The sequence below is a fragment of the Streptomyces sp. BF23-19 genome (genome assembly GCF_041106355.1).
GTDB classification, from domain to species: Bacteria; Actinomycetota; Actinomycetes; order Streptomycetales; family Streptomycetaceae; genus Streptomyces; species Streptomyces virginiae_A.
Map to the genome: position 1 here is coordinate 1 of NZ_JBGBPT010000076.1, position 24,895 is coordinate 24,895.

Sequence of the window (24,895 nt, forward strand, 5' to 3'; positions counted from 1 at the left end):
GCGTTGGTGAGGGAGATCTGCTGGCCCGAGATGGTCCAGTGCTGGCCGCGGTCGGCGGGGGCGCACGGCTTCGTGGACACGTTCGGGGTTTCCCAGGCGTTGGCGAGGCAGTAGAGGCTGGGAGTGCGCACGGCCGGCGCGGAGACGGTCGCGGCCTGTGCTCCGGCGGCCGGCAGGAGGGAGGCCGTCAGCGCCAGTGTGGCGAGGGCGAGCGTCTTGCGGAAGGCGATTGCCATGAGGGGAATCCGTTCTTGCTTCGGTGTGCGGTACGCGGACGCCCGTGAGGTGTTCCAACTCGGGCTCGAGCGCACGGCAAGTGGATCACCACTCGTTGGGTGGACAACGGTTTCTGCGCGGTACGTTCATTCGAACGGGTAGCCGTGGAGGATGATCCGAAAACCCGTGTTTTCGCAGGTCGGCACGTCAGCTCTTTGCCCGGCGGCCCAGGGGAGGGCTCCTGCGTCGCAGGCTGCTCGTGCTGTCAGATACAAGCGCAGCAGCAGGGCCCCGACGGGGCTGCGATGAGGGGACCCGGTCATGTCATAGGCCGCCTTTAGCCTGTCGCCATGGAGACCACTCTGATGATCTATGACGGCACCGCGCCATCCGACTCCGACGTCCCGCGTACCGGGGGTGTGCCGCTGGCTCCTTCGGGATTCACGTGGCCCATGTGCGGCTCCGGCTGTGGAGGGCCGCTGCAGTTCTTCGCTCATCTTCCTGTCGAGTACGGCGTTTTGTCGGTGTTCGTGTGCCAGAACGACCCGGGCGCATGTGAGTTCTGGGACGCGAGTTCCGGCGCGAACCGGGTCTACCTGTTTCCCCGGGAGGGACTGCAGCCGGTGGCTGTGCCCGAGACGGGACTGACGCTGCTGCCCGCCACTTCAGCCATCCGTACCCACGTCGTGACGCTCGACCCCGAAGACACCGACGACCACGATGACGACGAACTCGTGTCTGACGCATACGACCTTGCCCGATCGGGATGGAAGCGGGAACCCGAAGAACGATTCGGGAAGCAACGCGAAGTCCTCGGGTCGCTCGCAGGCAGCCCCTCCTACCTCGAGGACGACCGCCTGCCCGCATGCCCCTTCTGCGTCGGCACGATGGAATTCGCGGCGCATCTGGAGGAAGGGGTCTCCTCGCAGACCGCGATGAACCTCGGCGGCCAGCTGGGCTACGTCTTCGTCTGCCGCGCCTGCAGCGAAGGCGCCTTCCTCACAGACTAGGCACACTGGACGCCAGGCATTTGGTTCCAAGGCGCGCCCCGCTCGGATGACGCCGGCCTGGCCGGCCTCCGGCGGCCACGGCCGCTCGTCTCGGCTCTTCGGCGAGGCGCTACGACCAAAACGGCAGGCTTCGCGCCGTCGGCCGCACCGCGCCCCTGAAACCGAACGCCGCCCGCTCTCTCGCCGACCACCCACCCAGGCCGGCCCCGACCATCCTGGATGGGCGTACGATCCACGGTCACCGGGGCAGCCGCGAATCCCTCGACCTGATGCTGGTTCTTCGAGCTGGTGGCGGAAGCCGGCGCGGACGCCGCCATCGACCGAGATGCGTGGAGACATCCGCTGCGCTTCGTACGGCTGCTGCCCCTGGACGTCCCCATGACCGCCGTGCCGAGGTACAGAGAAGTCGTACGGGCGGCAGTGGTGATGGCGCGGCGTGGCCGTAACCGGGAAGCTGCTGAATCGTTTATCCATATCGTCGCGTCAGATGCACAACCGCTCCCCCCTTGCGGTGCCGCGACTGGCCCCGGGACGCCCCCGTGTCCCGGGGCGTTGTCCTGCCTGACGGGCAGGTGCCGTCGCGCTGTTGCCCGGGTCTTCCATGATTTTGCCCTGCCCGTCTGCGGCTGGTTTCCACGGTGACGGCCCGGTTGCCGTCCTTGCGCGGGGTGACGGGATGAACGCCGGGGCGCCAGTCGTTGAAGTCCCCGACCACGCTGACTTCGCCCGGGGGAGTGTCGGCGGGCAGGACGAAGGTGACCTTGACGGAGTTCTTGCGCAGCGCGCGTTCCAGCACGGTGGGGCTCCTGACGGGCGCGGTGAGCGGGGATACGGGCCCATGCTCGACCCCGGGCAGCGGCTGGGCGCGGTGACGCCGCCGTGGTGTCGGCCGGGTCACCCGCCCGCCCCCCGGCACGATCCGAGGCGCTCCTGATGCCCCCTGGGGGAGTGCCGGCGGAGATTCGTCGGCTGGTTGTAAGCGGTGTAGCCCCAGCGGCCTGGTAGTTGACACTGACAGGCCGTGACGCACTGATGCGACACGAGCGAGCACGACATTCTCACGCCGACCATCAGCGGGGAACCAAGGCCTGGACCGTCTGCGGAGCGTCGCCCCACGAGCCGGGGGCGACGCTCCGTCCGGGTGGGGCTCACCCCGCCCCCGCGCGTCAACGCCTTGTCTCACCCGGCCGAGGGGTGCAATGGCAAGTGCGGGGAGCCGCCTCCGGACGGGCTGCTCCCAGCCCCCGTGGCGCTGTCGACCGCGGGCAGGACCGGCAGCCGTCACACGTCGCCGACACCGCCCCGGTCGGCAGCATCCAACCCTCCGCCCACCCGGACTCCGGCATCTTCCCGCGCCCCGGTACGCGCTCGGAGGATCGGTAGAACATCGCGTCACGTGATCCGCCCTTTGGGCTGCCCGACGGCACCGTGTACGGGTCGCCGGAGCCGTCCTCGAGCAGCTTGAAGATCCGGGTGATCCGGCCGTGCGGGCCTTCTGCCGTTTCGACCGCGCGGTGACCGCGACCTGGCTGGATGCCTGACCGCGCGAGCCCTGGGTGATACCGCCCACTGACCGGGCATCGGCTGGAGTACCTACAGGAATTGGCTGGCAGGTGCATGACGGATTTGTGGGGTGCGGGACTACCTTCTTGGAGATCTGGAGCGGCGGCTGTCCCGAACTCGCGTGCCACAGGCGGGCAGTGGCGGCGTTCCCAGTGCCCCGGCTCCGCCGAGGAGTCGTGTCCCCCCACATGAAGGAAGACGACCATGTCTCTGGGCACCTGGCTGAAAGTCGGCACCTCCGCCGCCGCGCTGGTCCTCGCGGGGGCAACCGCCGCGACCGCGGCACCCGCGCCCCTACCGGACGCCACCGCAGCAGTAGTGACACTCCGTTACGACGACAGTCGGGCCGGTGGTTGGGAAGCGGCCATCGCGGCGGGGGTAGCTTCCTGGAACGCGAACGTCAGTAACGTACGGCTGGTGGAGGCCGCGCCCGGAGCCCGGGCCGAGATCGTCATCGTGGCCACCACCGGCTGGCCGCAAGCCACCCTCGGTCCGGTCCGTCCGGGACGACAGGTCCGAGTGGAACTCGGCGCGCAGGCCGTGAGCCAGGGGTACGACAAGACGCGCATCGCTGCGCACGAGCTGGGCCACAGTCTGGGCCTGCCGGACACGAAGCCGGGGCCGTGCTCCCAGCTGATGTCCGGGTCCAGTGCCGGGACGGCCTGCACCAACGCCGTGCCCAACGCGACGGAGCGGTCCCGAGTGCAGAACGCGTACGCGAACGGGCTCGCGGCGACCGTGCCGACCGACGGCCGGGTACTCATCGACGCCCCCTGACCGGCGGGTCGGTGGGTGGGCCGGTGCGGGGCCTGGCCGGGAAGGGATTCCCGGAGGGCGGCCGTGCCGGTCCACCGCTGCGGATTCATCGGGAGGCGGGTCTTCTGGTCGGCTCGCGCCGGTGGCCGCTGCCGGCCGCTCGCATGCAGCAGGTCGGGGAGAGCGACAGTCTGCTTGGCACCTCGGCCAGGAGCACGGCCAGCAGTTCGGGCAGCGGCACGGCCGCCGCTTCGCGGACGACGGACGAGTGCGCGGTCCTGTCCGCGAGCGGTCCGGCGAGGTCGACGTCCGCCTCGTACAGGGGCCGGTCGCCGATCATGTCCCGGGCCAGGCCGTACTGAGCCGGGCCGCGCCATCCGCACGCGTACACGGCCCGGAGGTCCTCCTCGTGCGGGCGGCGGATCCGGCGCCCTCGTAGGTCGACCGGTGCGTGGTCGACGGCGCCGGATCCGGCCGGCGCGCTGCGCGGCCGTCTTCCGAAGCCGCCGGCGGGTGCTCGCGGTCCTCGCCTTCCGGCGGGCATGACCTGACCGCCGCCATCCCGCGGCGTCCGTAGGCGGTCGACGTACCGCCCGACGCCGATCAAGGTTCCGGGCCGCGTCCTTCGGTCCTCATGGGCGGCCCCGTGGTTCATATGTCTTCAGCTGGTCCTCATGCGTGTCAGGGAGTCGCGGGCCGTCGCCGCGACGAAGGCCGAGCACAGGGCGGTGTGGAGGGGCTGGGCCCAGGGCTCGGGCCACTTCTCGTAGGCCGCCCTGCCGCCGGCGCTCGCCAGATGCACGCCCACCCACAGAGCCTGGGTGGTGTCGCTCGGGAGGTCGGGGTGCGTGCCTTGGGGGGGCAGGCGTCGTCGTGGAGGAGGCCGATCGCGCGCTCGAAGGCGGCCGGCGGCTCGTCGACGGAACTGCCCTCTCAGAGGTCCGCAAGGCCGAACTGGCCCAGAACGGGCTGTCGGAGAGGGATCGCTGCCAGCAGGCAGCAGGCAGCAGGCTCTCACTCCTCGACGTACAGGAACTCCGGCCCGTAGGTCTTCCCGCTGCCGTCGGGCAGCTCCAGTTGAGCGAGCTTCCGCGCCTCGGTGCGCATCCCGCCCATGTGGCCGATCGCAGGGAACAGCATGTCCGAGTCACCCGTCAGCCAGGCTGCCTGCAGCGCCCGCAGCATGTCGCTGAAATGTCTGTTGAACGCTGCGAGCACCTGCTGAACCTCGGGCGCGGGCGCGTTCGGCCCGCCGTTGGCCCAACCGCCCTCGGGCACCCGCCCCATGGGGAAGGCCTGGGGCAGCGGCACATCGTCGCCCTTGAAGTCCCAGACGGGCGGATCCTCCGACATCTTGATCAGTTTCTTGCCGCGGAACATCTCCCGGAACACATAGAAGTGCGCCAGCTCGCCGGGCTTGCCGGGAAAGGGGTTCTCAGGTGAGGCGGAGGTGCCCTCGCCCTGCTCCTTGATAATCTTGATCGCGGCTCGCACCTTCTCGATGCTGTCGAGCGGAACGATCTTGTTGCCCTGGCCGTGGCTCTCAAGGGAGAAGTCGATCTGCCGGTCGCCGTTGATCAGGTGCTGGTGTGCCTCGAATACCTCTTCGATCGCGGTATAGAAGGCCCCGATGGTGGCGAAGGTCCCGAACTGGGCCACCGGGTGATCCGGGCGCTCGATCTCGGAGAACATCTCGACCGAGTCCTTGGTCAGCCCCTCCAGGAAGACGATGAGTTCAGGCCGCACGCCCCCCGGCAGCGCGCGCTCGTACTTCGGCACCACCTTGGGATCGGCGAGGACCGGCGCCCCTCCGATGGTGGTGAGCATGTTGCAAACCAGTCCCATATGGGTCATCTCGTCGAAGATGATCTCCCGGATGCTCTTGGCTACCGCCGCGTTCGATTCCTTGATCGACCACAGGGCGCTCGCGTACGGACCGATCGTCGCGATTTCCACCATGATCGCCTGCTGAAGGGAGTTCTTCAGCCACTCCGCGTCGCGGTCCGCCGGGAGAACTCCCAGCAGCTCGACGATGGCGTTGCTCTCGTACTCAAGGACCTGGGTCATGCCCCACCTGCCTCATATGTGTACAGACAGGATGAAACGCTATCCGTCCGGCAGGCCGGGTGAGCGAGGTGCGGGCGAGCCCCCGGACGGTTCACCCCATCGGGGCAGGCGGGGGGCGCCGCGGTCGTGCTGAGGCTCCTGATCGCACTCGAGGAGGCGGTGGAGGCGGCACGCGGGCCGCTACCCCGCCTGCTTGACGCAGGTCCGGTCCCTCGCCGGCAGCTTGCCGGTGGCCAGGTACCGGTTGACCTGGTCGTCCACGCACGCGTTGCCGTAGTGCCCGTAGAGGGCGTGCCGGTTGGCGCCCTCGAGGGTGACCAGCCTGGAGCTCGGCAGCTGCTTGTGCAGCTCGACGCTTCCCTTGTACGTCGTACGCGGGTCACCGGTGGCGGCGACGATCAGTGCAGGGGCATCGCGCCGCACCCGGGTGGGCTCTTCGCGCGGTGAGTCCCAGAAGGCGCACGGGTTGATGTTGTTGGTCAGAGCGCCGAACAGAGGGTGCGCGATGCGGTTGCGCTCGATGTCCCGCCAGTAGAGCTCGGGATCGCGCGCGGCGGCCACGTCCCCGCAGATGACGGCGGACTGCACGCCGGTGGGCTCGCCCTCACCGCGCAGCACGTACCGGAGCTCCGGGACGAGCATCGGCGGCACCGTCGTCGGCCGGCCCTCCGCGGCTTTGGCCAGTACGGAAAGCAGCTCTCCGAACGACGCCCGCGCCGGGGCGGTGTCGTCCGCGATGCCCGAGAAGAGGAGGAGCGGCACCTGGCTGTCGTCGATCCGGAAGGCATCGGCGCCGGCGCCGATGGTCAGCGGAGCGCGCGTGGCCGCCGCGACGATGCGGTCGACGGCGGCGAGCACCTCGGCGCGGCTGCGGCCGAGGCCGTAGGTGTCGTGGTGCTCCGCGGCCCAGGCGGCCCAGTCGGACAGCGCCTTCTCGTTCTCACGCTCGGTGCCCTTCAGCAGCCGGGGGCGGTAGTCGCTCGGGTTGATCGCGCCGTCCAGCACCATCCGGTCGTGGCGGCCGGGGAACATCTGCGTGTAGACCGTGCCCAGGTAGGTGCCGTACGAGTAGCCCAGGAAGGAGATTTTCCGCTCGCCTAGCGTGCCGCGGATGACGTCCATGTCGCGGGCCGTGTTGCGGGTGGTGACGTGCGGGAGCACCGCGGCGTCGGTGGCCCGGCACTTGTCGGCCAGGCTCTTCTGAAGGGCGACCTGGCGGTCGAAGCCCGCCCGGCCGGTGCCGGCGGACAGCCAGGTCATGCCGACGGGCAAGCCGCAGTCCAGCGCGGTGCTGCGCCCGATGAAGCGCGGGTCGAAGCCGACGATGTCGTAGCGCGCCCCGACCTCCTTCATCGACGCGCGGGCCTGCGGCGGGGACTGGAGCGCGGGACCGCCCGGACCGCCGTTGTTGAGGAGGATCGCTCCGATGCGGTGGCGGGTGTCGGTGGCCTTGAGCCGGGAGATCGCCACGGTGATCGTGCGCCCCCGGGGGGCGGCGTAGTCCAGGGGCACGGTCACGTCCGCGCACTGCACGCCTGCCTGGTCCAGATCGCGGCCCGTGGTGTCGTCGGGGCCCTTGATGCAGCTGCCCCAACCGAGGTGCTGGCGGTAGTACCGGTCCAGTCCGGCCCCGGAGCTGTCCTGGGCGGGGGTCTCGGCGGCCGTGGCCAGGACGGGGCAAGACGTGAGGCAGGCGGCGAGGGTGAGGCCTACGGCCAAGGCGCGGCGTGCGGCGGGGCTGACAGTGGTCACGGGGTCTCCTTGAGCATCGTCCGCTTCGTGTGATCGCATGCCCCGAGGCTAGGAACCCGCCCCGGTACGGCACATCGCCCAAGGGCACGAGGACCCAGGTCCCGCCCCCCGCCTGGTCCGGGACCTGCGGCCCGGTCCGGCCTCCTCCTCCGGGAGGAGACCGTCGGCGGGGCTGCGCGGGCCGTCCCGGCCACGGGCCTGCCGTAAAGGGGAGATCGCCGCACTGGCATGCTGTCAGGAGTTCTTCGGCTCCAGAATCGAGACGACCCTGTGTCTGCTTCCCATATCCTCTTGCTCTTCGCATCGGTCTTCACCGCCGCGGGGTCGGTCATCGGCGTCGTCGCCTCCCTCAAGATCCGACGCGTCCGGTTGCTGCTGAGGGAGGGCAGTACTGCGCGGGGCGTGGTGACCCGTCTTGAGGAGACCCGGATCGCGCCGGCCTCGGATGCCGGCAGCACCAGCCGGAGTGTGGGAACCACCGTGTACTACCCGGTCATCACTTGGAGTACGGGCGACGGCCGCGCAATGGAAACCAGGACGAACATCGCTCGACCCAAGGACAGGACCCTTCCCGTCGGTGCCCGCGTCGAGGTCCGATACGACCAGGCAGACCCGTCACGCTGGACCCTCCCGGCCGAGGGCAACGCCTTCTGGTGGCTGTTCAGCGCACTGGGCGCGTTGTTCGTCGCGATGGGGCTGGGATTCGCCCTAGGGGGCCTGTCGTAAGGGGCCTTGACGTGCGAAACGTTCGCGAAACACCCGGGTCCGTACACCTGGAGTCATGCAGAAGCATCTCTACGGCTCAAGACCAGCTAACAGAGCTCGTTTACAGTCCCTAATGCGCAAATGCGCCGAGCCGCACGATGTGGTGGAGAACTGTCAGATCAGCCCGAATGGTTCCTCTGACTCTTCTAACTGATCGTTTCAGAATGACGTTCTGAGCCACCTCAAGCAGATGATGCTGCAGGCGAGTTGGAGCAGGTCTTGGTGGAGGCCATCGTGTATCTCGTAGCGGATGCGCAGGCGCTTGAACTGGTGGAGCCAGGCGAAGGTCCGTTCGGCCACCCAGCGGGTCTTGCCCAGGCCGGAGCCGTGGGCGACGCCGCGACGCGCGATGAGCGGCTTGATCCCACGCCTCCACAGCTGGCGGCGGTACTCGGCCCGCCCGCGTCCCGGGGCCCGGTCCGCCGGACCGGCCGGGTCCCGCCCGCACCCGCTGACCTCCACCCCCAGGTAGTCCTTGCTGATGACGTCCGGATACCCGCCGCTGCCCGAGCCGTTCGCCGAAGCGCTCGGGGAGGCGGCGCAGACCGCGGAGATGGCCTACCGCCTGGTGATGACCATCTCCGACGCGGTCCGTCGCGCCACCCAGAAACGCCTCACCGGCCGGGAGGAGGAACTCGGCGAGGACGTGGAGAAGATGGCCCCGAGCTGGTCGGCCGACCAGCTGCGCGGTCACCTCGGCGATGACGTGCTGGCGGTGCTGGTGCGGGGCGCGGACCGGCCGCAGATGGCCCGCCGGCTCGTCGGCCTCCAGCAGGCCGGTGTCGACCTGGGGGTGTTCCTGCCGCAGATGGGCCGCATGACCGCCGAGGTCCATCAGGCCGTCACCGCGAACACGGTGCGCATCAAGGCCGAGGGCACCGACCGGTGGGCCGACCTCCTGCGCACGTCGATGCCGGAGGGCCTGGTCCGCGACGCGATCCTGGCGTCCCCGGCATGGTGGGTCCGCCGCACTCTGAAGGCGTAGCGGGGAACCGGAAGGAATTGCCGATTCCTGCGGATGACGGCGTTGAGTGGCCAGGTGGTGGTCACTGATCCGCGAGGAGGCCGGGCAGTTTGCGCATGTCGTCGAAGACGACGGTGCCGGTGCCTTCGAGTCGGTCCGCTGGAGTCATTCCCCCGGCGTAGGCGAATGCTCGCATGCCCGCGGCTCGGGCTGCTTGGAGGCCGTATTGGCTGTCCTCGACCACGGCGCATGCCTCAGGCGCGATCCCCATCTGTCGCGCGGCGTGGAGGAACAGATCCGGGGCCGGTTTGCCGTGCTTGACCTCGGTGGCGCTGAAGATGCGTCCTTCGAAGCGTGGGTAGAGACCGGTGATCCCCAGCGTGAAACGCATCTTGTCGTGGCTCCCGCTGGATGCCACGCAGGTGGGGAGGTTGAGCGCGTCGAGGGCGTCGAGGGCGCCGACGATGCCGTCGACGGGGGTGAGTTCAGCGGCGAGCGCATCGCGGTAGAGGGGCTTGAACTCTTCCTCCCAGTCGGCCGGCAGGCTGTGCCCGAGGTGGTCCTCTATCTGCTGCGTCATCGAATGGCTCGAGCGGCCCATGAATCGGTCGACGATCTCGGCTTCGGTGAGGCTCCATCCCAACTTGGCCAGGACGAGTGCATCCACGCGCACCGCGATGCGTTCACTGTCGACCAGCACGCCGTCGCAGTCGAATATGACGAGCTCAATTGGATGGATCATCCCCGCAGGATAGGTGGGCCGTCCCAGTAACGGGCCAGCGGTGATCTCGGGGCGTTCGACAAGGTGTCCGCGTTCGAAGCGGGGGCCGGACAAGCGGAGGGTGCCGGTGATGTCGCCGTCCTCGGCGGCCTCCTGGCCGTCGCCGCCGCCCACTCCCCGGCCCTGGTCCGCGAGCGAGTCCTGGCGGCGGCTGATGCTTTCGAGTAGGCCGCCCGTGCTCCCCGCGCCCGCTGTCTGGAGGGCCGCGCCCGCGCCGCGGTCGTGCTCACGCTGCTGATCGCGCTCGTGGAGGCGGTGCCGCCTGGCATCGCGCGCAGGAGTTCCGGGTACAGGCGAAAGCCGCCGCCGAGGTGGCTGTGTTGCTGCGGGAGGCCGCCGACCTGACCTCGTGTCGGGCCGACGGCCGCGCCCCGTTGATCAGGTAGGGCGTCGGTTTCCCGAGAAGACAGCTCCCGTGCCGCCCGGGCGTTGGCTGCGTCGGGAACCCTGACGAAGAGACCAGGCGACGACGACTACTTCAAGGATGAGAGGACCGCAAACAGCCGTGTCCCGCCCCTGCGACGAGGGGCGGGACACCGCCATTCGCGTCATGAGCCGCATGGCCATAGGCCCGGGCTCCGGGCCGGCGCCTTGCTCCTGAGCCCAATGCACGGCGGGGCGATGGTGCCGGGCTGGTCAGCGGAGCAGCTGCGCGGCCACCTCGGTGACGACATCCTGGCCGTGCTGATGCAGGACGCGGACTGGCGGCAGATGGCTGGCCGGCTCGGCGGTCTGCAGCAGGCCGGTGTCGACCTCGGGGTGTTCCTGCCGGAGATAGGCCGGATGACCGCCGGGGTCCATCAGGCCGTCACCGTGAACACGGCGCGCATCAAGGCGGTGGGCGCCGACCGGTGGGCCGACCTCCTCAAGTCCACAATGCCGGAGGGCCTGGTCCGCGACGCGATCCTGGCGTCCCCGGCGTGGGCCGGACATCGCGGCCGCGATGGGCCGCCTCGAGGACGCCCAGGGCGGCGGGCGCCCCGGTGCGCAGGGTCGTCACGAACAGCAGCCTTTCAAGAGGAGAACACGCAAAATCCGGCTCCCGAGCCCGGCGATCCGGGGGAGCCTATGGATCAAGGACTCCAACCGGATACGCGCCCCGAGGTCACCGCACGGCAGCCCGTGGTGGGGGAGGGGCGTGTTCAGCGGGCCAGGTGCAGCCGGGTATGGAAGTACCCCGCCGACTCCTTCCCTGCCGGGTCTTCTCCGAACGCGGTGACGGTGGCCACCGCACGCTCCTGCTCCCGGGGGTCGGTGAAGCGCCGCTGCGGCTGGGTGGTGGCGGCCCGCTCGACGGTGAGGCCGTACGACTTCAGGCAGCCGGAGATCGCCCCGTAGTCGTGGGTGCGCAGGACGAAGGCAGCCACAGGCACGGGGTGGCCGATGGCGGTGAACAGCCGGGTGAAGGTGCGTTCGGTGAGGAAGCTGGTGCCGCCGGTGACGGTGATCAGGCCCGTCCCGGCGAGCGAGCCGCGCAGCCGCTTCTCCGGCTCGGTGTGCTCAAGGTCCACGCAGTGCCCCTCGTCGAGCAGCCCGACGGCCACGGCGTAGTCCAGGGCGGGGCGCGAGACGTCGATGCCGATGGCCCGCACGGCGTCGGGGCGGCGGCGGACCGCGTAGAAGTCACGGTCGCGGTCGGCGAGTTCGGCTGTGGTGAGTTCGGCGGCACGGGCCGAGGTGTAGTGCGCGAAGAGTTCGTCGAGGGTGACGTCGTGGTTGAGGAGGGCGGCGTTGATCCCGTAGGAGCAGCACACGTCGAGGACCGTACGCCGCCCCGGCCCGAGTTCGGCGGCAAGCGCGCGGAAGACCGGCCGGGCGTGGCCTGGGGTCTGGTACTCGTACGGGCCCAGGGCGGTGAAGTACCCGCGGGGGTCGGGGAGAGCGTAGACGTCGTCGAAGCTGGTCATGCCGACTGGGGTCATCGGGGTGCGCCTCCATGGCGATCGGCGGGAGTAGGGGCGGGGCACGGGTGCCCAGTCGTATCCGGCCACACGCCGGCGACGAAAGGCCGCCGATCCGGCCACCGGCGCCGACCGGCCCGGATGCCGTCCGGCCGACGCATACGCCGAGCCGCCGTAGCGCCCACAGCACAAGCTGCGCCGGACCTACTCGCAGACTGCGCCGACACCCTCCGTGGGCAGAGCCTGACCCGCGGCGGGGCTACCGCCGAAGGCCGTCGCGGGTCAGGCTCCACACGTGGTGGCTGGCTCGCCTGCGCGGCACGGTCGACGGTTCGGTAGGGGTCGTCCGGCACGGCCGCAGTACGCCGCCCCGGGGCAGGAGTATGTGAGCGGTACGACCCTGGTGCACGGAGCACAGGAGCACCGCCGAACCCGTGATGGAGTGGCGTCGGAGGCTGCATCCGGTGCATGGACCTGTCCCAGGGCTGACGAGACGAGCGTGGGGCGGGTCTGTCGTGTGTCTCTTCAGAAAGAGACGTCGATGTTGGTGAATTCGACCTTGAGCTGGTCGGCGCGGGTGCCGCCGTCCTTGATGTAGATCTCCTGGAGGCCTTCGGCGACGATCGCGCGGAGTTCCGGGTCCGGGGCGCTCTGCTGCTGGGCGTCGAAGAGGCGCTGCGCGTAGGCGGGTGGGAGGTGGACGGTGAGGCGGCGCATGCGGCCGTCGTCGGTGGTGCCGATCGGGACGGTGTAGGCGAACCGGGCCCTCGTTTCCATCGTGATGTCGCTGCGGGTGGCGGCTTCCATGCGGCGCCGGTCGCGGACTCTGGGCTGCCAGCGTGCGCGCACGGCGGTGTCGATGCGGTCGGTGATCGCTTTGGGCGGGGCCGTGCCTTCGCCCGTGCGGTAGCGCGCGCTCGATAGAGCGCCGGCTGACGCCGAGATCGGCGGCGACAGCCTTGGTGGTCTTCAGCTTGCGCGTCAGGAACTTGATGCGGGCCTTGAGGCCCTGGGTGGCTCCCGCGTAGGGGGTCGCCGTTGGCCACAGAAGTCAGAGCGGCGGGGCCTAACGGTTCTCCACGTACTTCTCCGCCGGTGCGGCGATCACGGAGGTACCTGGGTTGTGGGTGGTGCATGGCCAGGCAACGGGCAACAGGGCGCTGCGGGTCCGTGCCTCGTCCTGGCGGTGCCGCTTCTCGAACGTTTGGGAGGACCTCACGGCCTGCGGACCCGCCCCCTGTTCCTCACTACCAGGACAGGAGAAGATCTACCTGACAGGCAGTCAAACAAGGGAAGCTCATGAACGGTACCCGTGGCCCAACTATGGCAATGATAGTGGCATTAAGGGTTGTCCCGTAAGCGATCTTCGACCGGTTGCGGCAGAGCCCCCGCGCACCGGCGACTGGGCCCTGATGGCAGGATGATCGCCCCGACGATCCTGGGGGCCATGTCCGTGCACACGCCTGCTGACTACCTCGAACTGGCTCATGCCGAGAGCGACAGCGCGGTACTGCATCGACTCGCGCGGTGTCCGTATCCCTTCGTATGGCAGGCGCTGGCCGCCAATCCCTCCACGGCGCCTGGCACTCTGCTGCAACTGAGCACGGCGCAAGACAGTGCCTGGAACGACAACAGGCTCCTTCTCCTGCTGGCGGAGCATCCGAGCGCGGACCACGCAGTACTGCGAGGCGTCCGTGATGCCGTGGCGGCGAAGCTCGCCGAAGGCGAACGGCCCTATGCCGCTGTGCTCGCGCTGGCTGGGCGGACGGAACTCGCGGCGGCAGAAGTGCGACAACTCGGGACTCTCCGTGGGGCTTCTGCGCGTCTGCGCAGTCAGCTGGACCGGCACCTCGGGCTCCGTACTTGACCCGTACCCATCCCGGTCGACTCCAGGTGAAACGATCCTGATGTGACTGCAGTGATCACGGCGTCGGTGCCGTCCTGGATAGGCCCCTTCACCGGGCTGAGCCCGCGCTGCTTCGGCAGGCTGGTGACCGCCGTGCGACGCGAGACCGCTGCCGACCTTCAGCGTGGGCGGCCCTGGGGGCTCCCACTTGAGGATCGCATTCTGCTTGTCACGGCCTACTGGCGGACGAACTTGACGATGCGCCAGATCGCTCCGCTGTTCGGCATCTCGAAGTCCGCGGCGGACCGGATTATCGATCACCTCGGGCCGTTGCTCGCGCTGCAGCCGCGCCAGCGGTTCCGCAAAGACAGCGTGCTGATCGTGGATGGCACCCTGGTGCCCACCCGCGACCATACGGTGGCCGAGCAGTCGAAGAACTACCGCTACTCAACAGCCCATCAGGTAGTCATCGACGCCGACACCCGCCTGGTCGTCGTGGTCGGGCGGCCCCGGCCAGGAAACCGGCACGACTCCCGCGGCTGGGAAGAATCCGGCGCCAAGGCCGCCGTCGGCAAAACGATGACCATCGCAGACGGCGGCTACCAAGGCACCGGACTGGTCATCCCGCACCGCCGGCGCAAAGGCGAGGAACTCCCGGCCTGGAAAGAGGCACACAACCACTCCCACAAGCAGGTCCGGGCCCGCGTCGAGCACACCTTCGCCCGCATGAAGAGCTGGAAGATCCTGCGCGACTGCCGACTCAAAGGCGACGGCGTTCATCACGCGATGCTCGGCATCGCCCGACTGCACAACCTCGCCCTCGCGGGATAAGCACAGGGGCGGCGCGGCGACCGACCCCTCCTCCACCAACTCCGAGATCGTTACGGGACAGCCCTTAGGCAGAACCCAACTCCGGCCCCACCTCATCGACGGCTGCCTCACCGCCACCGGCCTGACCCTCGCACCACACGACCCCACCCTGAAATCTCAGTAACTTCCGCTGGCATATTACGCAGCAATGTGCGTGCCAGGCTGGAAAAGGGCGCGATGGCCCTGCCAAGATCGGGGAGTGCTCCAAGGAAACCCACACCCGCCAGAACCTGCTAAATTGCGAGACCTCCTGGCCACCCTCTTTGAGATACATCTTGGCGTCGGCGATCCATGTCTCGCTCTGTGGCCTGACCATCAAGATGCCATTGGAATTCTGGATTACGCCCGCCGGTTCCACTGCGCGCTACCTCCGGCGACCTGCGGGCAGCGCCACCGCGGTGACCAGGCCGGAATCCGACTCACCGTCGTGCGGCACCTTCGCGCGGTGCTGGACAGGGAGGAGCTCGCAGCCATCGAAGACGCCCGGGCAGACGGCATGCAGTGGGCTGCCATCTCCCGACTGCTCGGAATGCAACATCCTGGAAGCGCGATGAACCGTCGCGAACGTCTCAAGGCAGGGACGGAGCGCCCGGATGGGCGCCGGACGCTCGAGGCGAGAAAACGGATCTCTGACAACAACTACTGAGGTTTTCAGGGTGGGGTCCGCGCTCACCCGCAGCTCTTTCGCGATCACCATGGTCTTCTCGCCCGCCGCGAACCTCTCGCCGGCCTGAAGCCGGATCCCCTCACGAAACGGCCGACGCTCAGCGGTCAGGCCCCCACCCTCCGGCATACCTCATCTCACCGGCATATCGCAGGGATCATCAACCGTCACTACCCGACGACAACCCGAAACCTCAGTAGGGCCTGGCTCGACGAGGACTCTCGCCGCCGCCTGCTGATTCTGCCGCACGAGTGCGACCGGTTCTTCGAGGCGGAGGCCCCCCCGCTTCGACCGGACCAAGAAGCTCAAGGGGCTGAGCTCCGACACCTAGGCCGTCTCTTTCAGATCTTGCCGGGTCCGCGCCGCCCGGCACCGCGCCTCGCCGCACTGCCGGGGCAACCGAGTACGTCCAGTACACGGCAGCCCCGGCAGCACGCCGAGGCACGGCACCGGACGACGCGGACCTGACCGATAAGATCCGAAAGAGACGACCTAGGACCGCGCCAAGGTCGCTTTCGCCGGCCTGCATTCCGTGCAGCGATTCTCCAAGCTCGCCAGCAACGGGCCGTTCAGCCACCTTGCGCAGACCCCGAAGGCGATTGGCCCGCTCGCTCCCCAGTTCGCTGCTGAACTGCTGGTCGAGCCGATGCGTGCGCTCGGGCTCGAGTTCCACGACATGGACCTTGCCAACCGGGCGCTCGGCTACTGTTCCTACCAGCCCTTCCTGCTCCAGATGTTCGGTCACCGGCTGGTCGAACCAATGCACCGCAAGAGGACGAGGCGCGGTGCCGAGGGTCCCCCTTACACGGTTGATGTCGCCGATATCGAGGTCGTGGACTCGGATACCGGCCTCAGAGACGGCATCTCGACGGCCTTCAAGGACACCCTCAGCCTGGACCATCGCTTCGACGTGATCGCCAACGTCCTGGCCTACCAAGCCCGCCATCAGGGCCTGGAGATGCGACTTAGCGACGCCGCGTCTGGGCGCTGGAGGGTAGCGACCCGCTCGGCGAGACGATCCTCCGCAACGTCGCACGCACGACGGGGTGGTCGCGGACCAGCTGCGGGGCTCCCGATGTGGTGCTGTGCCGTCCGGCCGTTGACGCGCGCGGCGGCGGCTCACACGCGCGAGTGACGCACGACCGTGGGCTGATCGCAGCGCGAGGCCTTGGGCGCCCTGGGCAGACGGCGAGCGGTGCACCGAGGTGGGCGGCCAATCGGCGTAGCGCGGATTTGCACTCCACAAAAATGCCTTACGTATCTCCATATTCTTTGCCTAGTTTCCCCCGAGCCCGTTCGCTTCCGGCCGCCGTGCATGTGGGTCGGCTGTACCAGGAACGCGATCTGAGGCTTTCCGCTCCCGATTGCTGGAGAAGCGTATGCGTGTTGCCGTCACCGGTGGCGGTGGATTTCTTGGGTCACATCTCTGCGAGGCCCTTCTGAGGCGCGGGGACTCCGTGGTGTGCCTGGACAACTTCTCGACAGGCGAGCCCAGGAACATTGCCCACCTGCTCTCCAATCCAGCGTTCGAATTCATCCATGCCGATGTCAGCGTCATGATGGAGGTAGCCGGCCCTGTCGACGCCGTTGCCCATCTCGCGAGCCCCGCGTCCCCGCCCGATTACCTCCGGCAGCCGCTGGAGACGCTCGCCGTGGGAAGCAGGGGGACGGAGAACGCCCTCCGTCTCGCACTGTGTCATCGTGCCCGGTTCATCCTCGCGTCGACGAGTGAGGTCTATGGCGACCCCCTGGTCCACCCGCAGGACGAGGACTACTGGGGCAACGTCAATTCCGTCGGACCCCGCAGTGTGTACGACGAGGCGAAACGATTCGCGGAGGCGATCTCGGTCGCATACCGCCGTACCCACGGTGTGAATGTCGGTATCGCACGGATCTTCAACACGTACGGTCCGCGCATGCGCCCGCACGACGGGCGGGTGGTTTCGAGCTTCATCACCCAGGCCCTCACAGGCGAACCCCTGACCATTTACGGAGACGGAAAGCAGACCCGCAGTTTCTGCTACGTCGACGACCTGGTCCGCGGGCTCGTGGCCCTGCTCGACTCCTCCGAAGCCGGACCCTTCAACCTGGGGAATCCTGTCGAGCGAACGGTCACCGAGCTCGCCGAGATGGTGCTGGGACTCACCGGCTCGCTGTCGGAGATCCAGTACCACCCGCTCCCCGTCGACGACCCGACCCGCAGGCGCCCGGTCATCTCCCGGGCACGGGACGCGCTCGGCTGGTCGCCCGAGGTGGACATCGAGGAGGGGCTGCGCAGGACGAGTGACTGGTTCGCCTCCCGCCCCGCCGATCTCTCGGCCGGGCCCGCCGCGATCCGCGGCGGCCAGGAGGACGGGATGCCGCCCCCGAGGAGGTACGCCGGCGCTGCGTCCGACAGGCCGGAATCCGTTCCCGCTCCGGCCTGAACGCGTCCGGACCTTCGCTCCGGCGGGGAGCGGCGTCACGGCACCACCTCTCTCCCCGCCGGCCCCTCACCTCCAAGGCGACCGTGAGGCCCTCGCGCCGCCACACCAAGATCATCCCGGAGTGCGTTCACATGACCCCGACCGAGCCAGGGCTCGTACAGGCGGCTGCCGCGACCGACGCGCGCATCCCCAGCCCGTCCGGAGAGCAGGCCCCACTCAAGGACCAGATCCGCGAGCTCTCCCGGGGCCGCGTCGCGGAGATCCCTCCCGACGGGCCCGTGTTCGCCCATCCGAGCCGCGCTCTGGAGACCCGCCCGACGAGCTTCGTCCGCCAGTTCGGCACAGCCGACAGGCTGAAGGTGGCGGTGCTCACCCTGGGCTGGGTCGCCTGCCTCATCTTGTTCTGGGTCTGGTGGCTGCGTCCCGAGCACCGGATCGGATGGGTGGGCCTGGCCGTCAACAGCGCGCTGCTGCTCTACCTCGCGCTGCTGCCCGTGCCCTTCTGGGTCGCGATCGTCCGCCTGCGCCGGTTCGACTCCCGGATCGAAGTCCCGGCGGTGCGTACCGGATTCGTGGTCACCCGGGCTCCGTCGGAGCACTGGGACATCGCCCGCACCACCCTGGAGGCGATGCTCCGCCAGGACTACCCCCACCCCTACGACGTATGGCTGTGCGACGAGGACCCGTCCAGCGAGATCCTGGAATGGTGCGAGGCGAACGGAGTCCGGGTCTCCTGCCGCCGGGACCGCCCGGACTACCACCGGCTCACATGGCCGCGGCGCACGCGCTGCAAGGAGGGCAACCTCGCCTTCTTCTATGACCACTGGGGCTACCGGGACTACGACGTCGTCGCGCAGCTGGACTGCGATCACGTGCCGAGCCGTACGTACCTGATCGAGATGGTGCGGCCGTTCTCCGATCCCGCGATCGGCTACGTCGCAGCTCCGAGCGTGTGCGACGCCAACGCCGAAGTCTCCTGGTCCGCCCGGGGCCGACTGCATCGTGAGGCGGTCTTCCACGGGGCGGTCCAGCTGGGCCACTCGGCGGGCCTGGCGCCCGTGTGCATCGGCTCCCACTACGCGGTGCGTACGGAGGCGGTGCGGGACATCGGCGGAATCGGGCCCGAACTCGCGGAGGACTTCTCGACCACGTTCCTGATGAACTCGGCCGGCTGGCAAGGGTCGTTCGCCATCGATGCCCACGCCAGCGGCGACGGCCCCGTCACCTTCGCCGCCATGGCCACCCAGGAGTTCCAGTGGTCCCGCAGTCTCGCGGTGATGCTCATCGGGATGCTGCCCCGCCACCTGGGCCGCATGCGCGGCTGGCTGCGCCTGCGCTTCGCCTTCGCCCTGTCGTACTACCCGCTGCTCGCGGGGACGACGATCATGGCGCTGGCTCTGCCCCCGGTCGCGGCTGTCACCGGTCTGCCCTGGATCAACGTGAACTACTTCTCGTTCCTCGGCCACTTCTGGGCGATGTCCGCATGGCTGCTGCTCCTGACCATGCTCGTGCGTAGACGCGGCCTGCTCCGCCCCGTGAAAGCGCCGGTCCTGAGCTGGGAGAGCTGGCTCTTCGGGCTCGCCCGCTGGCCCTTCGTCGCCTGGGGGGTGGGCGCGGCCCTGGTACAGAAGCTGCGCCCGCGGCCGGTGGTCTTCAAGGTGACCCCCAAGTCGACGGACGGGCTCGAGCCCCTGCCGCTGCGGCTCATGGCGCCCTACCTGATCATCACCACCACCCTGTCCTGCGCGGCCGTGGCCGGCGAGCTGACCGGCCCCGCCGCGGGATATGTCTTCCTGTGCATCCTCGGCTCGTTCTCGTACGCGATGGTCACCCTCACCATCGCCGGGCTGCACATCGCAGAGATGGCCCGTGCCGCGGGAGTGCCCAAGTGCAAGGCCGTGGTGACGGCCCGGCTGCCCCTGCTCGCCGGAACCCTCACACTGCTGCCGCTCGCCCTGGCCATCGGTCTCTTCCCCATCTACGCGGCAGGCGTCTTCGGCTGGTGACACCGGCGCACCGGCTCCCCACCCCCACAGACGATCACGGAGAAAGGATCCCACCCCCATGCCCACGACGGTCCTGGTCACCGGCGGTGCCGGCTTCATCGGCAGCCATACCTGTGTCGAACTGCTGGAGAACGACTACGAGGTGGTCGTCGTCGACGATCATTCGAACAGCTCACCGGAGGCGCTGGAACGCGTCGCGAAGATCGCGGGACGCCCGGTCGTCGCCGTCCACCGAGCCGACATGAGGGACCGGCGTGCGCTGGATGCCGTATTCGACTCGCACCCGATCGACGCAGTGATCCACTTCGCCGCGAAGAAGGCGGTGGGCGAGTCCGTGGAGATCCCGATCGCCTACTACGACATCAACGTCGGCGGCACGACCGCCCTGCTGTCGGCCATGCACGCACATGGAGTGCACCGGCTGGTGTTCTCCTCGTCGTGCTCGATCTACGGGGACGCCACCAAGGTGCCTCTGGCAGAAGGGGATCCGGCGGCCCCGACGAACCCGTACGCCTCGACGAAGTGGCTCTGCGAGCAAGTGCTGGCCGACACCTGCCGTCGCCTGCCCGAGCTCAGCGTGCTGGCGCTGCGGTACTTCAACCCGGTCGGCGCGCACCCGTCCGGAATGCTGGGTGAAGACCCCCGGGGCGTGCCCAACAACATCATGCCGTACCTGGCGCAGGTCGCCGTCGGCCGTCGCGAGCGGCTCAGCGTCTTCGGTGATGACTACCCCACCCCCGACGGGACCGGCATTCGCGACTACATCCACGTCATGGACGTGGCCGAGGGCCATCGCCGCGCGCTGGAGCACCTTGGGGACGAGAACGGAATGCGTGTCTTCAACCTCGGCACCGGGGTGGGGTCCTCCGTCCTCGACCTCGTCGCAGCCTTCGAGCGGGCGTCCGGCAGGCCGATCCCCTACGAAGTGACCGGGCGCCGCCCGGGAGACGTGACCGAGCTCGTCGCCGACCCCACCGCGGTGGCGGAGGCCTGGAACTGGGCCGCGACCCGTGATCTCGCCGCGATGTGCCGCGACGCCTGGCGCTTCCAGGAACTCAACCCCTCGGGCTACGCCGGCTGACGCCTCCGAGCCCGCCGCCGGTTCATCGCACCCCACCACACCAGCTCGTCAGACAGGAGATTCGCATGCGCTTGACCGTCATCGGTACGGGGTACCTCGGAGCCGTGCACGCCGCGTGCATGGCAGACATCGGACACGAGGTCCTCGGGGTCGACGTCGATGCCGAAAAGATCAGAGCCCTCACCGAGGGCAGACCCCCCTTCTTCGAGCCAGGTCTCGACGACGTGCTGACCCGCGCCATCGACTCCGGGCGCCTGCGCTTCTCCACCTCCCTCAGCGAGGCCGCCGCCTTCGGCGAGGTGCACTTCGTCTGCGTGGGCACCCCGCAGCAGGCCGGTTCGAACGCGGCCGACCTGCGGTACGTCGACGCCGTCATCGACGGGCTGGCTCCCCACCTGAGCAGTCCCTGCCTGATCGTGGGCAAGTCCACCGTCCCGGTGGGCACCACCCCCCGCATCGCGGCCCGGCTCAGAGGCCTTGTCCCTGCGGGGGCTGACGTGGAGGTCGCCTGGAACCCGGAGTTCCTGCGAGAGGGGTTCGCCGTCGAGGACACGCTGCGGCCGGACCGCCTCGTGGTGGGCGTCACCTCACCGCGCGCGGACCGGACCCTGCGCGAGGTGTACGCCCCCATGCTCGACGCCGACATCCCGTACATCAGCACCGACCCCGCCACCGCCGAGCTGGTCAAGGTGGCGGCGAACTCCTTCCTCGCGACCAAGATCTCGTTCATCAACGCGATGGCGGAGGTCTGCGACGCGGCTGGTGCGGATGTGAGCACCCTCGCCGATGCGCTCGGACATGACACCCGCATCGGGCGCCGCTTCCTCAATGCGGGCCTCGGCTTCGGCGGCGGCTGCCTGCCCAAGGACATCCGGGCGTTCACCGCGCGGGCCCGGGAACTCGGCGTCGAGAAGGCGGTGAGCTTCCTGACCCAGGTCGACGACATCAACCTGCGCCAGCGGTCCCGGACCGTCACCATCGCCCGTGACCTGCTCGGTGGTGCGTTCTCCGGACACCGGATCACCGTCCTGGGCGCCACCTTCAAGCCGAACAGCGACGATGTCCGCGATTCGCCGGCCCTTGCCGTGGCGGCGGCGATCCACCGCGAGGGCGGTGAGGTACGGGTCCATGACCCCGAGGGGATCTACAACGCGCACGCGGCTCACCCCGAGCTGAGCTACGAGACGGACGTGCTCTCCGCGTGCCGGGGAGCGGATGTCGTGCTGCACCTGACCGAGTGGAGCCAGTACCGGGAGGTCGACCCGGTGAAGCTGGCACGCGTGGTCTGCGCACCGCGGCTGGTCGACGCCCGCAACAACCTCGATGCGGGGCTGTGGCGCTCCGCCGGCTGGACCGTCCGGGCACTCGGCAGGCCGGCCCCCGCCACGGTGCCCGCACCTCTGCGTGGTGGCGGTCTCGCTCAGTCCTCGGCACGCGGCTGTCCGGCACCTGCGGAGGGCGCTGCCCTCAGCCGTGCCCCGAAGTAGTCGACCGGGCCGGGGTCGACGCCGACCGACCGCAGTCTGACGGCACCTTCCAGCTTGTCGGCGCATTGAGAGACGAGAGAGGTGGCCCCGGCAGGATCGGTGACCGGGGCCACCGCGCCCATGAGACACGGGTCGGCGGTGCTGCCCGTCAGGACGTCGCCCATCTGCTCCTGTCCGGCCCGGTCCCGCCAGGCATCCAAGTCGGTATACCGGGCTTTGCCCCACTGCAGCTTCCAGTCGCCCGTGCTGAAGTAGTCGTTGCCCTGCAGATGCACGAGTGCTTGCGTGTAGTTCGTGTCCGAATCCACGACGGGAGCACCGTTGGTGACGAAGATGTTGTTGCGGACACCGACTCCGCTCATGCCGTTTCGGAGGCGCAGGGCCGGGGGCCGGTCGATGCCGTTCGACCGCAGGATCACGGTGTTGTGGTAGATGTCCAGGTCCCGCATGCGAGTGCCGAAGGCCACGATGCCGCCGTACCAGGACAGCTTTCTGGCATCGTCCCAGCTGTAGTTGAACCGCACGACGTTGTCCTTGTGGGCGTTGGTCGGTTCCCCCGAGTACATGAGGAAGCCCGCGCCGTCGTTGCCGTAGGACAGGTTGTACTGGAGGACCGACGACGACACGTTGTTGTCCAGTCCGAAACCGCCGCCGTCGACGCGAGAGCCGGTGTGATTGCGGTATGCCTTGTTGTGCTGGATGACGACGCGGGTCGAGTCGTAGGTCCAGATTCCCTCGGGCCCCTCCTGGGCGCGGGCCGAGGAATTCGCCCCGTTGTCGTACGAGACCGACTGCTGAATGGTCGCGCCCCGGAGGCTGCCGAGAATGATTCCGCTGCCAGTATTGCGGTCGTCCGCCGTCGGGTCTCCCGGATTGCTGTACGCCTCGACCCGCGTGATCACGAGCTTTTCGTGTGCGTAGCGCGGTTTCTCGGCCGTGAAGCGGGGTCCGTAGGTAGCCAGCCCGGCGTTCTGATTGTGGTGCACTGCCGAGTCGCTGATCTGGATGTCGCGGAAGCCGGAGGACTTCGGGCCTGTTCCCAGGTGAATCCCGTGCTGGAACCGGGACACGTCGACCCCGGAGATCCGCACGTGGTCCAAGGGTTTTCCGTCCCGGCGGTCGTTGAAGAAGGTGATGCCGTCCGCACTGCGCTGAGCCTTGGCATCGCCGACGAGGGCCAGATTCCGGATCTCCACTCCGGCGGTGTTGTACACGGTGATTCCCGCAGTGCCCCGCGTCGCGATGGTCGCCCGACCGGTGCCGTATGAATCGATCACCACGGGCTTGGACGCGCTGCCCGCATGGCCCGGGCCGATGGTCAGCCTTCCGGGGAAGCGCTCTCCGCCTTTGAGCCGGAGGCGGTCTCCCGGCCGGAACGGCACCTGGTCGGCCCGGGCGAGGGTGCGCCAGGCGGTCGCCTCGGACAGCCCGTCTTGTTCGTCGTCGCCCTCCGGGTCCACGTAGAAGGTGAGGGCTCCCTTCACAGGAGGTCGCGGTGGCGTGTAGGGCTTGAGCACGTCACATCCGGTGAGCAGGGCGATCGCGCCCACGGTCACGGCTGCGACGCATTTCGCCCCGCCAAGAGGACCCCACCAGGCGGTCCGACGGTCGCGCATCATCCCGGTGTCCCCATTCCGTTCGGCTCCGCACGTCGGGTAACAAGGTGCCAGAAACCGGGCGCATGTGAGGTCCGTGACATGGCGATATACGCCCATCTTTCAACTGCTGCCGGAATGCGAGCGATTATCCGATCGTGTGCGTTTCGGGCGTTGGAGTGCGTCGAGTACTGGGCCCGAGATGGCCGGTACAACCCCTGGCGTGCCTGCGGAAAAGGCCCATGCCGTGGGCGCGCGACATCGTTGCGGTGCGGTGCGGGACTCCTCGCGCCAATGCCGACCCTGTGCTGACTCCGGAGGTCCACTACGCTCCTGACCCGCACGAAGACGGACGGTCTCGTGCACGTTCTGGAATTCGATCGGCCGCTCCCATCCCTCTTCTCGGCAGCGTGCACGCTGTGGGTCTGGAATGTTGGGCGCCCTTCACAGGGGTCGCCGGACAGGCGAGGAAGGTACGGGCGCGGGCTTGATCTGAGGTCATGAATGCGACCTCGTTAGGTGCGGCCGTCACTTCTTCCTAGCCTCGAAACAGGACGTTACGGAGAGTGTGTCGCATGAATCGTCAGTTCGTTGGGATCGCTGATGCGGCCGAGTACCTGGACATGTCCGAGCGCTGGATGTACCGGGAGTCGCCACGGCACGGGATCCCGCGGTACTACTTCGGCGGGCGGCTCAAGTTCAAGGTTCAGGATCTTGATCGGTGGGCGCAACAGCAGAAGGTTGCCTGACTTGGGGGGCCGGGCAGATGCCCGGCCCCCTTCCTTGTCAGAGCCCCTGTTCGAGGAGGCGCGCGGCCCGGCCGATCGAGGCCGGCATCAGGTGGCGGTAGATCTTGTACGTCATGTTGATGTTCTTGTGGCCCATCCACTCCGCCACGTCGGTGATGGGGATGCCGTTGGTGAGGCAGTTCGACGCGAAGTAGTGGCGGAGAGAGTAGGGCTTGAGCGTTCGGGTGAGTCCCGGGCGAGCGCTTCGGCGACGAGCCGGTCCTTGGTGCCGAAGTAGTAGAGGAGCATGCGGTCGCTGGTGCCGAGCGCCTTGGCCAGGGGGCGGAGAGAGGTCCGCCAGCCCGTTGTGGATCACGTAGTCGCGGACCCGGCGCAGCAGGTGGGGTAGGGCCTTGT

At 68.7% G+C, this 24,895-nt stretch carries 23 protein-coding genes and 2 pseudogenes; 13 read left to right on the plus strand and 12 right to left on the minus strand.

Going from position 1 to position 24,895, the window contains the following annotated elements:
* Nucleotides 1-236, minus strand: a 236-nt coding sequence (locus AB8A24_RS32770; RefSeq protein ID WP_369478309.1) for a hypothetical protein, incomplete at its 3' end; no start/stop codon positions are given.
* Between the two features lie 330 nt (nt 237-566).
* Here AB8A24_RS32770 and AB8A24_RS32775 point away from each other — a divergent pair.
* A complete protein-coding gene (locus AB8A24_RS32775) occupies nt 567-1,226 on the plus strand; it encodes a hypothetical protein (RefSeq protein WP_369478310.1) in 660 nt (219 codons plus the stop codon).
* 1,767 nt (nt 1,227-2,993) lie between these two features.
* Nucleotides 2,994-3,566, plus strand: coding sequence for a snapalysin family zinc-dependent metalloprotease (locus tag AB8A24_RS32780; RefSeq protein WP_369478311.1), 573 nt, complete (start codon nt 2,994-2,996; stop codon nt 3,564-3,566).
* An 85-nt stretch (nt 3,567-3,651) separates the two neighbouring features.
* Here AB8A24_RS32780 and AB8A24_RS32785 read toward each other — a convergent pair whose 3' ends face one another.
* The 4 genes from AB8A24_RS32785 to AB8A24_RS32800 form a co-directional block, all read right to left on the minus strand.
* A complete protein-coding gene (locus tag AB8A24_RS32785) occupies nt 3,652-3,936 on the minus strand; it encodes a hypothetical protein (RefSeq protein ID WP_369478312.1) in 285 nt (94 codons plus the stop codon).
* A gap of 270 nt (nt 3,937-4,206) precedes the next feature.
* Nucleotides 4,207-4,353 carry a hypothetical protein gene (locus AB8A24_RS32790; protein WP_369478313.1) on the minus strand — a complete coding sequence of 49 codons (147 nt, stop codon included), beginning with the start codon at nt 4,351-4,353 and terminating at the stop codon, nt 4,207-4,209.
* Between the two features lie 206 nt (nt 4,354-4,559).
* On the minus strand, nt 4,560-5,612 hold the full coding sequence (locus AB8A24_RS32795) for a ferritin-like protein (RefSeq protein WP_369478314.1): 1,053 nt from the start codon (nt 5,610-5,612) through the stop codon (nt 4,560-4,562).
* A 180-nt stretch (nt 5,613-5,792) separates the two neighbouring features.
* Nucleotides 5,793-7,364, minus strand: a complete 1,572-nt coding sequence (locus AB8A24_RS32800) for an alpha/beta hydrolase (protein ID WP_369478315.1) — start codon at nt 7,362-7,364, stop codon at nt 5,793-5,795.
* Nucleotides 7,365-7,655: 291 nt separating this feature from the next.
* Here AB8A24_RS32800 and AB8A24_RS32805 point away from each other — a divergent pair, with 291 nt between their 5' ends.
* Entirely contained in the window at nt 7,656-8,090 is a 435-nt protein-coding gene (locus AB8A24_RS32805; protein WP_369478316.1) for a DUF3592 domain-containing protein, read from the plus strand.
* 198 nt (nt 8,091-8,288) lie between these two features.
* Here AB8A24_RS32805 and AB8A24_RS32810 read toward each other — a convergent pair.
* A pseudogene (locus AB8A24_RS32810) lies at nt 8,289-8,519 on the minus strand (transposase); the annotation flags it as partial.
* Between the two features lie 91 nt (nt 8,520-8,610).
* Here AB8A24_RS32810 and AB8A24_RS32815 point away from each other — a divergent pair.
* On the plus strand, nt 8,611-9,114 hold the full coding sequence (locus tag AB8A24_RS32815) for a hypothetical protein (RefSeq protein ID WP_369478317.1): 504 nt from the start codon (nt 8,611-8,613) through the stop codon (nt 9,112-9,114).
* Nucleotides 9,115-9,175: 61 nt separating this feature from the next.
* Here AB8A24_RS32815 and AB8A24_RS32820 read toward each other — a convergent pair whose 3' ends face one another.
* Nucleotides 9,176-9,835, minus strand: a complete 660-nt coding sequence (locus AB8A24_RS32820; RefSeq protein WP_369478318.1) for an HAD family hydrolase — start codon at nt 9,833-9,835, stop codon at nt 9,176-9,178.
* Nucleotides 9,836-9,898: 63 nt separating this feature from the next.
* Between AB8A24_RS32820 and AB8A24_RS32825 the strand changes: the two genes are divergently transcribed.
* Entirely contained in the window at nt 9,899-10,042 is a 144-nt protein-coding gene (locus AB8A24_RS32825; protein WP_369478319.1) for a hypothetical protein, read from the plus strand.
* A 468-nt stretch (nt 10,043-10,510) separates the two neighbouring features.
* On the opposite strand, the gene AB8A24_RS32830 is transcribed toward AB8A24_RS32825, so the two are convergent.
* The 3 genes from AB8A24_RS32830 to AB8A24_RS32840 form a co-directional block, all read right to left on the minus strand.
* Nucleotides 10,511-10,675 carry a hypothetical protein gene (locus AB8A24_RS32830; protein WP_369478320.1) on the minus strand — a complete coding sequence of 55 codons (165 nt, stop codon included), beginning with the start codon at nt 10,673-10,675 and terminating at the stop codon, nt 10,511-10,513.
* A 341-nt stretch (nt 10,676-11,016) separates the two neighbouring features.
* Nucleotides 11,017-11,796, minus strand: a complete 780-nt coding sequence (locus AB8A24_RS32835; protein WP_369478321.1) for a hypothetical protein — start codon at nt 11,794-11,796, stop codon at nt 11,017-11,019.
* Nucleotides 11,797-12,300: 504 nt separating this feature from the next.
* Nucleotides 12,301-12,582, minus strand: coding sequence for a hypothetical protein (locus AB8A24_RS32840; protein ID WP_369478322.1), 282 nt, complete (start codon nt 12,580-12,582; stop codon nt 12,301-12,303).
* A gap of 640 nt (nt 12,583-13,222) precedes the next feature.
* On the opposite strand from AB8A24_RS32840, the gene AB8A24_RS32845 reads away from it, so the two are divergent.
* The 7 genes from AB8A24_RS32845 to AB8A24_RS32875 all read left to right on the plus strand — a co-directional run bounded on the left by AB8A24_RS32845 (nt 13,223) and on the right by AB8A24_RS32875 (nt 22,155).
* Complete coding sequence (locus AB8A24_RS32845) at nt 13,223-13,642, plus strand: hypothetical protein (protein ID WP_369478323.1); 420 nt, start codon at nt 13,223-13,225, stop codon at nt 13,640-13,642.
* Nucleotides 13,643-13,684: 42 nt separating this feature from the next.
* Nucleotides 13,685-14,452 carry a transposase gene (locus tag AB8A24_RS32850; protein ID WP_369478324.1) on the plus strand — a complete coding sequence of 256 codons (768 nt, stop codon included), beginning with the start codon at nt 13,685-13,687 and terminating at the stop codon, nt 14,450-14,452.
* Between the two features lie 1,235 nt (nt 14,453-15,687).
* Nucleotides 15,688-16,290: a hypothetical protein gene (locus AB8A24_RS32855; RefSeq protein WP_369478325.1), complete on the plus strand. Its 603-nt coding sequence runs from the start codon at nt 15,688-15,690 to the stop codon at nt 16,288-16,290.
* A 244-nt stretch (nt 16,291-16,534) separates the two neighbouring features.
* A complete protein-coding gene (locus AB8A24_RS32860) occupies nt 16,535-17,581 on the plus strand; it encodes a UDP-glucuronic acid decarboxylase family protein (protein WP_369478326.1) in 1,047 nt (348 codons plus the stop codon).
* A gap of 131 nt (nt 17,582-17,712) precedes the next feature.
* Complete coding sequence (locus AB8A24_RS32865) at nt 17,713-19,587, plus strand: glycosyltransferase family 2 protein (protein WP_369478327.1); 1,875 nt, start codon at nt 17,713-17,715, stop codon at nt 19,585-19,587.
* Between the two features lie 58 nt (nt 19,588-19,645).
* Entirely contained in the window at nt 19,646-20,668 is a 1,023-nt protein-coding gene (gene galE / locus AB8A24_RS32870; RefSeq protein WP_369478328.1) for a UDP-glucose 4-epimerase GalE, read from the plus strand.
* A 65-nt stretch (nt 20,669-20,733) separates the two neighbouring features.
* Entirely contained in the window at nt 20,734-22,155 is a 1,422-nt protein-coding gene (locus tag AB8A24_RS32875) for a UDP-glucose/GDP-mannose dehydrogenase family protein (protein ID WP_369478329.1), read from the plus strand.
* Here AB8A24_RS32875 and AB8A24_RS32880 read toward each other — a convergent pair.
* On the minus strand, nt 22,089-23,615 hold the full coding sequence (locus tag AB8A24_RS32880; protein WP_369478330.1) for a right-handed parallel beta-helix repeat-containing protein: 1,527 nt from the start codon (nt 23,613-23,615) through the stop codon (nt 22,089-22,091). The genes AB8A24_RS32875 and AB8A24_RS32880 overlap by 67 nt on opposite strands.
* 710 nt (nt 23,616-24,325) lie before the next feature.
* Between AB8A24_RS32880 and AB8A24_RS32885 the strand changes: the two genes are divergently transcribed.
* Nucleotides 24,326-24,499 carry a helix-turn-helix domain-containing protein gene (locus AB8A24_RS32885; RefSeq protein WP_369478331.1) on the plus strand — a complete coding sequence of 58 codons (174 nt, stop codon included), beginning with the start codon at nt 24,326-24,328 and terminating at the stop codon, nt 24,497-24,499.
* Between the two features lie 37 nt (nt 24,500-24,536).
* Here AB8A24_RS32885 and AB8A24_RS32890 read toward each other — a convergent pair.
* Nucleotides 24,537-24,707, minus strand: a pseudogene (locus tag AB8A24_RS32890) (tyrosine-type recombinase/integrase); the annotation flags it as partial.
* Nucleotides 24,708-24,895 lie beyond the last annotated feature (188 nt).